The sequence below is a fragment of the Rhodococcus sp. H29-C3 genome (genome assembly GCF_030063405.1).
Classification (GTDB): Bacteria; Actinomycetota; Actinomycetes; order Mycobacteriales; family Mycobacteriaceae; genus Rhodococcoides.
Window position 1 is genome coordinate 47,397 of record NZ_JASITC010000018.1, and the last position, 9,265, is coordinate 56,661.

The following is a 9,265-nucleotide window of genomic DNA, read 5'->3' on the forward strand; positions in this document are numbered from 1 at the left end:
CATGACAGCCCAAGTAGTCGGCGTCCCAGCATTATCGAGCACTGACGCCATCCGTCCAGTGCTCACAGAAATCTGGGTGGAACTGCTCGATCTGCAACCGGACAACATCGTCGGTGATGCCAGTTTCCTGCGACTCGGTGGTGATTCCGTGCTCACCGTCCGCATGTCCGCGCTGGTTCGCAAACGCCTCGACATAGTACTCGAGCTCTCCGACGTCCGAGTCGAAACCACACTCGATCAACTCGTAGAGCTCGTCGAACGGCGAAGTTCCAACGAACCGGCCCGTGCGTTGAACATCGAGATCTCGAGACGCGAGGATCCAGGCTCGACTTTTCCTCTGTTGCCGTTGCAGCAGGGGTACTTCGTCGGACAGCAGGACGGCTGGGAACTGTCCTACGAGTCCGCGCACTACTATCTCGACTACGCGCTCGACGGCATGGATAGCGACGAGGCCGAGGATGCACTGACCGACGCACTCGGACGTCTGGCACGCCACCAGCCGACGCTACGGGCCAGAGTGACGCCGGACGGCCGCCAGTACGTACTCGCGGAGTCGGATCCATCGGCTCTGCCGCAGGTGACGCTGCACGACCTGCGCGATCGCGGCGAACAGGAGATCGAAACGACGCTGGCGAAAGTGCGCCGGGACATGAGCGAGCACGGCCCCGACCCGATCACGGGCCCGGGCATCGACGTTCGTCTGACCCTGCTACCGGGTGGGCGCGGACGCCTTCACCTCGGAATGAGTCTGTTGACTTTCGACGGATGGTCGTCGGGCGCGATGAACCGTGACCTGCTGGCCTACGCGGCCGACTGGAACGCGACACTTGTTCCGCTGTCGATAGACTTCGGTGACTACGTGTCCTCGCTGTCGGGGCTGAGCCGTACCGAGGCCTGGCTGGCCGACCGCGTGTGGTGGTGGGATCGTCTCGACCACCTGCCTGCACCGCCTGCGCTTCCACTGATCGCCGACCCCAAGTCCGTCCGACCTGTCACGATGGGTAATCGCGAGGCGCGATTCTCGGCAGGCGAATGGGCGGCGTTGCGAGCGGAATGCACCGCACGCGACGTCACTGCCTCGACGGTCATGATCACCGCGTTCGGCACGGTTCTCGCACGCTGGTCCGGACACTCGCACCTGCTGCTGAATGCACTGCAACTCAACCGATTGCCCTTACATTCGGACGTGCATCGGGTCGTCGGTGCATTCGCGGCCACAATGCTCATGCCGCTCGAACTCGATCCCAACGCAACCTTTGCCGAGTTGGCGGCGTCCGTGCAATCGGTGTCCAGTGAGTACACATCACACAACCTCGTCTCCGGTGTCGAAGCTGGTCGCGAGCTCGCCCGCCGGCGAGGGACTCGTCGTCCGCCGGCCCCGATCGTGTTCCAGAGCGTCCTCGGAGTGGATGCTGCGATGGGCGGAACGGCCTCGACGGACGCCGGACCCCTGGGGACGGTCGACATCGCGGACTATTTCCATCAGCTTCGCACTCCACAGGTCGCCCTCGAAGTCCGCTGCTTCGAACTCGGCGACGAAGTGGTGACCGTGTTCTCTCTGGTCGACGAGATCTTCGACGCGGCAGAGGTATCGGTGGCCTTCGAAGAGTTCGTTTCCACCATTCACGACCTCGCCGCAGGCAAAGGGTGGGACATTGCCCCCGACCTTCCCCGCGCCGCCCATCCTGTCGCCGACGATCGGATGCGGTTGGGTTTGCTTCCTGATCCTCCGGTCAACGAACACAGCGGTCCCCCGATCGATGATCTCGAATACACCGTGTGCGAGGTGTTCGAAGAGTTCCTCGATGTTCCGGTCCTCGATCGCGGGGGTCACTTTTTCGCCCTCGGCGGAGACTCGATGCTCGCCGTTCGCGTGGTGGCGTTGCTCTCGAAGCAAACCGGTGCAGCCATTGCCATCCGAGACTTCCTCGACGATCCGACAGTGGCGGGCGCAGCGTCGGCAGTTCGGTTGCGGCTGGGGGTTATTCAATGAGCGGCAGTAGCGTCCCGGTAATCGGACTGATCGGGGGATCCGGGACGGTGGGCCGTACCGCAGCGTTACGAATATCCGCAGCCGGCCTAGGATCGCTGCGCATCGGCGGCCGAAACCTCGATGCGGCAATGGCTGTCGCCGAAGAATGCGTGGGGCCCGCCGAGGCGGTGCGGTTGAATTTGACCGACGGAGGCGATCTCGAAGAGTTCTGTTCGGGATGCAGTGTCGTCGTCAACTGCGCCGGTCCTTCGTACCTCGTACTCGATTCCGTTGCGCAGGCGGCATTTTCCGTCAGCGCGGACTACGTCGATGTCGGTGGCGACCTCCCGGCCGCCGATGCACTTCGAGCTGCGGCCATCTTTCCCGAGCGGACCGCAATCTTCTCGGCGGGGGCCATGCCGGGCTTGTCCGGCCTGTTGCCACGCTTGATCACCGAGGGACGGCCGTTGCGACGGCTGGAAACATACGTCGGCGGGGTGGCTCGGTTCACCCCGCTCTCGGCAGCCGACGGACTTCTGACTCGCGGTGATCGATTCGGCGAGGCGATGGCGTCGATGCAGGACGCTGCGATCGCATCCAACTCGGTGGCGCCTCTTCGCGACGTCCAGTTACCGGGATTCCCGAGGCCGGTTCAGGCGTGGCCGTACCTGACGACCGAGGCGCAATCGCTGGGACATCTTCCGGGGATCGCCGAGGTGCGCGCGTACAACGTCTTCGCTTCCGACCGACTCACTCGGGTGATGACGCACGCGTGGGCGCAACTGTCGGATTCTCCGGATCACGACGAGTTGGCTCCGTTCATTCCGTCGATCGTCGATGCCACAGTCGCGGACGAGGACGAGTTCGGGTCGTTCTATGTGATGCTGTTCACCGGTAGGCCTGCGCGTGGGTACGACCGCGGTATCACTCGGGTGGTTCTGCGCGCCGAAGATTCGTACGGTCTGAGCGGCTCGATGGTAGCTCTTGCCACAGAACATATCGTGCGGGGAAAAGTCCCGCCCGGCGTTCATTTGGCGGCCGAGGCGATCGACCCGATCGACGCGGTGCACTGGCTCCGAGCGGATCCGTTGGTGCACGAGTTGGTGGTGCATTAAGGCTTGCCGGACGCTCGGAGCTCAGAAGGTCGAGCCGGACAGTGGTGCCGCACGATCGCAGGGGACCGGCCGCGGGTTCTCGGGATCGAGAGCGTTGAGCACGAAGTAGGCCGCTCGCCGGGATCCGGCGATGCCGGCGTGCTCGGTGAAGTCGACGTCGCATCCATCTTGGACGAGGATGTTGTGAACGTTGTCGCCACCGGGCTGCAGGGCCGACGTGTACGGGACGACGAGTTCGTCGTACTTCGTCGCGATGTTCGTGTACTCGATCTCGGGGTAGTAATAGCCACCCTCCCGGATCGCATGCATGAACGAGGAGCCGGGATCGAGCTGCCCACACGCATGGCAGATCGGTAAGTCCTCGGTTTTGATTCCGAGTCGCCGGGCCTGTTCGAAAATGAGGTCCGTTCCCGCCACGGTGGTGCCGTTCCATGCGGGTGCGATCGAGACGTATTTGTCGATCTTGTCTCGGCCGCCCAGATACTTCGCGTAGTAGGCAGGCAGAATCGTGCCTTGTGAGTGGCCGACGACATCTACCTTGGATGCGCCGGTAGCGGTGAGAACTCCGTCGACGAAGGTGGCGAACTCGTTTGCGCTGTCCTCCATGCGTTCCATGCCCCCGACGGCGGTAGCCGGCCAGGGCAATCCGTTCGGCGCACCGTAGGTGAGCGCAAAGACGCAGTATCCCTCGTTCTTCAGCAGCGGGACGTACGTCCCCCAGTTGGTCTGTTGCGCCCCGCCGGTTCCATGAACGAGCACCACTGGGTCGGGATGTTCCTCGGACGGCACGCACCCGTAGTCGTTGGAACCGGGTAGAGAACCTCCGGGGTTGGTCAGTTCCGGCACGATACCGCCGAAGAAGTTGTACGACACCGGGAGCTCCGCCGCCGAGGCCTGACCGGTTGCGGTGAACAGCAACGCAACTACTGAGCCGAGCGCCGCAATCAGTTTCCTCTGCATCCCGAGAACCTAGCCAATTCTTGGTTGCCTGGGGGTCTGATTGGCCAAAGAAGGTAGTGCCTAGCCCTCGCTCTGGTGACGACTGTGCCCACAAGCCGGTGTGGTGGGAAGCTATCCAGATGACGACAGAAATTTCTCAGGACGATTTTGCGTGGGTCGAGGAGGACGACCGCTTCGATATGGGCTTGTGTTTCACGCTGGTCCATTCCGCTGACCCGGAGGCTGTGCTCGAGGTGTTCAATTCCGTGAACCCGAGGAAGGTGCGCCGGGCTGCGGGGATGAGTGACGACGAGTGGATGGATTCGCTCGGCGATGATGATCTGGCGCAGAGGTTTGCGGGTGTTGCCGGGGGCTGGGTGTGGGTGCTCGAGGAGTTCGCGATCAATGCGGTGTTGTCGCCGCTGCCGGAGCGGCTGTCGGATGCGTTCGGCACCAGCATCACTGTGCAGTGGGATGTGAATTTGCTGTCGACGTTCGTGTACGCCGTCGACGGCGGCATCGAGCGGCATTTCGAGTTGGGGCGGGTGGCGGACCCGTCGGATCGCTCGGCTCCCGAGGGTTACCTGGATGAAGAGGACGAGATCGATTGGGAGGAATGGATGTCGGGTGGTTTGTGTATGCAGGCGCGGCTCGCGGGAGTGATTGCTCTGACGGCTGATCCGATCGAACCTTTGATCACCGAGACCTGCGGTGGGGCATAGCTGTCGGATAGGTTCGACAAATGTCCTTTGACGCACGTGCGGTTGCGCTCGGCCTCGTCGCGGTGCTCGGGCTTGTACTTCTGATCGCGGTGGTCGTTCTCGAGTTGTGGTTTTTCGTGCTGTGGGCGGCGGTGTTGTTGGTTGTGCAGCTCGCTGCGTTTGCCGCGCACGCTGTGATCTACGGACGTATCGAGCCACCGGAGGGGGGTGCATCCGTCGTCGCGTTGGGCTGTGCGTTGGGTCCGGGCGGCAGCGTCACTCCATTGTTGGCGAGCCGGTTGGATCGTGCGCTCGAGGTGTACAACGGCCAGGTCGACGCCGGAGGCTGGCCTGCTCTGATCGTGTCGGGTGGGCAGGGGACCGACGAGTCGGTGGCCGAGGCCACTGCGATGAAGCAGTACTTCGCCGCGCGGGGGGTCGCGGAGGCGAAGGTCTTTTCGGAGACGGAATCGCGGAATACGCGTGAGAATCTTGTGTTCAGCAAGGAGTTACTGGACTCGGCGGGCCTGACATCGGAGCCGATGATTGTCGTCACCAGCGACTTTCATGTGCTGCGGACAGCAGGGCTCACCCGCGATCTGGGTATCAACGCTCATGTGACGGGGGCCGGAGCTGCCCGGCCCTACTCACAAAAGGCCTTCCTACGCGAATTCGCGGCTGTGCTGCAGCGCTATTGGAAAGTCGACGCCGTTTTACTCGTTGGCATACTTGCCTTCGTGGTCTTCCTACAGAACGTCAACGGATGAATGGGAAGCGCGCACTCGCGCACGTGACGCTATTCGCGGGGGCGTTCGTGGCGGCGTTGACGCTGACGACGACAGTCGCGCAAGAATTCGCATTCTTCTCCGGCGGTGATCGCCTCGATGTCTTCTTCTATAGTGCGGCGTCGGGGGCGACCCTCGGTGCGATTGTTGCCGTGGTGATCGCGACGGTCGTTTCGCGTACCCGGATTGCCGGTGCGGCAGCAGGATTCGGCGTCGTGCTGCTTGCGGTGGTGTCGCTGGTGCAACCGGCCGGACAGTTGCAACTGCGGGCGCTTGCGGCGGGGCTGATTCTCGGCGGCGTCGCAGCTCTCACCGGCATGCGGGAGCGTCGTACATTGCAGTGCGCTCTGGTGGTCGGCGTGGTCTCCGCGACGGTCATGGCAGGCCCGCTGGAGAGCGAAGGCATCCCGGCTCGCTACGCCGACTACCTCGAACCTGCTGCTCCGCAAAAGTATCTGCTGGTTGCCCTGGGTGTGTTCGCTGCCCTGTTGGCTGCGTCGGCGTGGATGAAAGCGTTCGAAAAAGAACCCGTACCCGTGGACAACAAGGGTCGAGTCCTGTTTGTAGGGATAGTAATTCCTGTTGCCGGGTTGGTGCTGTACTGGCTGTTCCAGCGGTCGGTGTGGAGCCTCGGGACCGGCGAGGCCATGCAGAATCGGTGGTTGCTCGGGCTTGTGGTGATCCCGCTCCTGGTCGGCGCGGCGTTCGCTCTTCCTGCTGCGACGGGGGCAGTCGTTCTCGCCGCGCTGGCGTATCTGGGTGCCGGCTCCACCGGTTCGTTCGAGATGTCGACAGCGCTCGTGTTCGTGGCGCTGTTGTTGGCGGGCTCGGTGGTCGGGTGGCGATGGCGTTCACCGATGACGGGTTTCGTGCTCCTGGCGGTGGTCGCTGCTACGGGATTGTTTACCGATCCACCTCTCGACTGGATCAATATGGGCGCCAGCGTTTTCGTGCTTCCTTTCGCCGTCGGCTTGCTCTACGCATCGCTGCTTCCTACGAATGCACCCGCCGCGACGATGTCGGTGACGACGCCGATCGCGGTGTCGATTCCGATCGTCGCCGAGTTCGGGTGGACGGCCTATACCCCGCTCAGCACGATCGAGCCGACGTTCTCTCCGACCGCCTGGATGTGGACGTCCACTGCGGTGTCCGTCGGCTCGGTCCTGGCGGCGGGTGTGGCATTTGTGATTCTCCGGAAGCGCCGGGAAGTGAGCTCCGATGTCTGATTCGATGGAGCTCGATCCGGCTGTGGTCGAGATCGGCAAGTTCTACGCCCGACCACCGGAGGTGGTGTGGGGAGGAATCACCGAGCCGGACTTGCTCGCGCAGTGGTTGATGCGTCCGGTCGGGTTCGACACGACCATCGGGAACCGATTCATTCTGGCAGTGCCGACGCGACCCACCGGTGAGATCGCGTGCGAAATCCTGCGTGTGCGACAGGGTGAGCGGCTTGGTTACAGTTGGGTCGATCTGCGGGCGCCTTCGCCTGCGCGATGGACCCTCGACTTCTCATTGGCTTCGCAAGGCCGCGGTACTCGACTGTTGTTGACGCACGCAGGCTTCGATATCAGCGACCGCAAGCAGAAGATGGCTCGGAACGCGTTGGAGCGGGGTTGGAAGGTCGCCTTGTCGAAACTGAACGACGTGCTCGACGGCTGAGAAATCTGATGCATGACGCTCCGCCCTATTACGCGCTCTCCGCTCGAGATGGCGCTTCCAGTGGCCGTACTCTCGACCTATGTACCGGTCAATGATCCGACGGGCAGTTCAACTATCCGTTATCGGTGTGACATCTCTTCTCGTGACCACAGGATGCGGGTCGCCCTTTGGTGGTGGGGACAACATCGACACGTTCACACCCGACGATGCCGCAGTTGTAGACATGGCCGACTGCCTACTGCCTGACATACAGACACCGCTGGCCGCCGCGGTCGAATGGCCTCAGGCGGACGAACCGTCGACGATCGTGCCGGGCTACCCCCCCCAGAGGACTTCGAACCCGTTGCAGTAGTCCGCTGCGAACGCGGTGAAAGCCCGAACGGGCAACTGACCATCGACGCAGTGCAGCTGGAGGGGCGGGTCGGGGACGTCTACGAAGCATTCAGGACCCCTCTGAGCGCTATTCCGGTAGCAACTCGGACTCCAGCTGCGCCATCGTCGGACAACCTCCCTCAGGGCTGTGGCTAGTCAATCAAGAAGGCCACGCGATTCGACCCCAATGGCCCACCACCCCATGCGGATACGAGCCATCCCCTTTGAAGAAGCTTGATCTACTGCACGAAGTGGGGAGAGATCGTCACGTCATCGATGGAATCGCCGCCGACAATCCGGGAGAATGCGTGCAGACAGTGCTGACGTTCTCCACGACCAACGAAAGCGACCCGGGTGACGAGCGCCCGCAGTATCGAGAAGCTACAAAACTAGCGACGCCGATCGACGATGTCGGCAGACTGCGAATATGCCGGTTCGTCAATGGTGATGTACCCGTGGAGGGGTCACGGGACCGTCTTACTCTCGAACAGAGCCGAACTCTGATGCAGACAGTCCTGCAACTCCCGCTAGCACCACCCTGCGAGCAATCCGCCCAACACTTCGCCGCCATCGAGCTACTGCGTCCCGACGGCTCCGGAGGAACGCAGATGCAAGTCGAACTCGACGGCTGCAAGCGTCTCTCGCTTGGCGGATACAGCGCCACCACGGACAACCTCCTGAACGTCATCACGCAGCACACCGGATAGGGGCTCTGAACGCGACCTCGACTAACCGTGCACCCCGCGCTTCGTCGCGAAAAGGGCCCGCCGACTGGGCCGCTCTCATCAAGAGCGGGCAGTCGACGGGGGAGTGTCAGATTAACGGTGGATCCGACCTCGGCGTCGGCTAGTTACCGTTTGGGGTGATGCGTCCTTCGAAGGTGATCGCGAACGCGTTCAGCGCTGGCTTCCACCTCATTGCCCATCGTGCCTTACCTTTCCCTGTCGGGTCCAGAGCTCGTGTGGCGAGGTACAGACACTTGAGTGCTGCCTGCTCGGTCGGGAAGTGCCCACGCGCCCGCACAGCGCGCCTGTAGCGGGCATTGACAGACTCGATCGCGTTCGTCGAGCAGATCACCCGTCTGATCTCCACGTCGTAGTCCAGGAACGGTACGAACTCGCTCCACGCGTTGTCCCACATCCTGATGATCGCCGGATACTGCTCACCCCATTTCTTGCCGAATTCGGTGAACCGTTCCTTCGCCGCCGACTCCGACGGAGCGGTGTACACCGGCCGCAGGTCACGCGACATCTCATCCCAGTACTTCCGGGATGCGAACCGAAAGGTGTTGCGTATCAGATGAATAATGCATGTCTGCACCACTGCCAGTTCCCAGACGGTGTTGATCGCATCGGGCAGGCCCTTGAGTCCGTCGCACACGGCGATGCAGACATCGGCTACGCCGCGGTTCTTGATCTCCGTTAGAACCGAGAGCCAGAATTTCGCGCCTTCACCGCCGTCGCCGGCCCAGATCCCCAGGATGTCGCGTTCACCGTTGACGGTGACACCGATCGCCACGTACATCGGCCTGTTGGTGACCTGCCCGTCGCGGACTTTGACGTGCACGGCATCGATGAACATCACCGGATATACGCGGCGGTTTCTACTGATCGAAGCGAATCCTGTCCCGAGAGGATTCGCATGCCCAAGTATGCGTGGAACAAGTCACCGCTGGAGATCAAGCGTCGCTACTTCGAACTGATCAGACAAGGGCTGTCCGGG

At 62.5% G+C, this 9,265-nt stretch carries 8 protein-coding genes and 1 pseudogene; 7 read left to right on the forward strand and 2 right to left on the reverse strand.

Annotation, left to right across the window (positions count from 1 at the left end):
* Position 1 precedes the first annotated feature (1 nt).
* A complete protein-coding gene (locus tag QMK32_RS22970; protein ID WP_283477748.1) occupies positions 2 to 1,993 on the forward strand; it encodes a condensation domain-containing protein in 1,992 nt (663 codons plus the stop codon).
* Positions 1,990 to 3,087 carry a saccharopine dehydrogenase NADP-binding domain-containing protein gene (locus QMK32_RS22975; RefSeq protein WP_283477749.1) on the forward strand — a complete coding sequence of 366 codons (1,098 nt, stop codon included), beginning with the start codon at positions 1,990 to 1,992 and terminating at the stop codon, positions 3,085 to 3,087. Before QMK32_RS22970 ends, QMK32_RS22975 begins: the two co-directional genes overlap by 4 nt.
* Before the next feature lie 21 nt (positions 3,088 to 3,108).
* Here the strand turns inward: QMK32_RS22975 and QMK32_RS22980 are convergent, their stop codons facing one another.
* A complete protein-coding gene (locus tag QMK32_RS22980; RefSeq protein ID WP_283477751.1) occupies positions 3,109 to 4,047 on the reverse strand; it encodes an esterase/lipase family protein in 939 nt (312 codons plus the stop codon).
* A 119-nt stretch (positions 4,048 to 4,166) separates the two neighbouring features.
* Between QMK32_RS22980 and QMK32_RS22985 the strand changes: the two genes are divergently transcribed.
* From QMK32_RS22985 to QMK32_RS23005, 5 genes are all read left to right on the forward strand, one after another.
* Complete coding sequence (locus tag QMK32_RS22985; protein WP_283477752.1) at positions 4,167 to 4,748, forward strand: DUF6461 domain-containing protein; 582 nt, start codon at positions 4,167 to 4,169, stop codon at positions 4,746 to 4,748.
* A 20-nt stretch (positions 4,749 to 4,768) separates the two neighbouring features.
* Positions 4,769 to 5,494: a YdcF family protein gene (locus tag QMK32_RS22990; protein WP_283477754.1), complete on the forward strand. Its 726-nt coding sequence runs from the start codon at positions 4,769 to 4,771 to the stop codon at positions 5,492 to 5,494.
* Positions 5,491 to 6,738: a hypothetical protein gene (locus QMK32_RS22995; protein WP_283477755.1), complete on the forward strand. Its 1,248-nt coding sequence runs from the start codon at positions 5,491 to 5,493 to the stop codon at positions 6,736 to 6,738. Before QMK32_RS22990 ends, QMK32_RS22995 begins: the two co-directional genes overlap by 4 nt.
* Complete coding sequence (locus tag QMK32_RS23000) at positions 6,731 to 7,171, forward strand: SRPBCC family protein (RefSeq protein ID WP_283477756.1); 441 nt, start codon at positions 6,731 to 6,733, stop codon at positions 7,169 to 7,171. The genes QMK32_RS22995 and QMK32_RS23000 overlap by 8 nt, the downstream gene beginning before the upstream one ends.
* 623 nt (positions 7,172 to 7,794) lie before the next feature.
* A complete protein-coding gene (locus QMK32_RS23005) occupies positions 7,795 to 8,250 on the forward strand; it encodes a hypothetical protein (RefSeq protein ID WP_283477757.1) in 456 nt (151 codons plus the stop codon).
* Between the two features lie 139 nt (positions 8,251 to 8,389).
* On the opposite strand, the pseudogene QMK32_RS23010 reads toward QMK32_RS23005, so the two are convergent.
* Positions 8,390 to 9,136 (reverse strand): annotated as a pseudogene (locus tag QMK32_RS23010) (IS256 family transposase); the annotation flags it as partial.
* Positions 9,137 to 9,265: the final 129 nt, after the last annotated feature.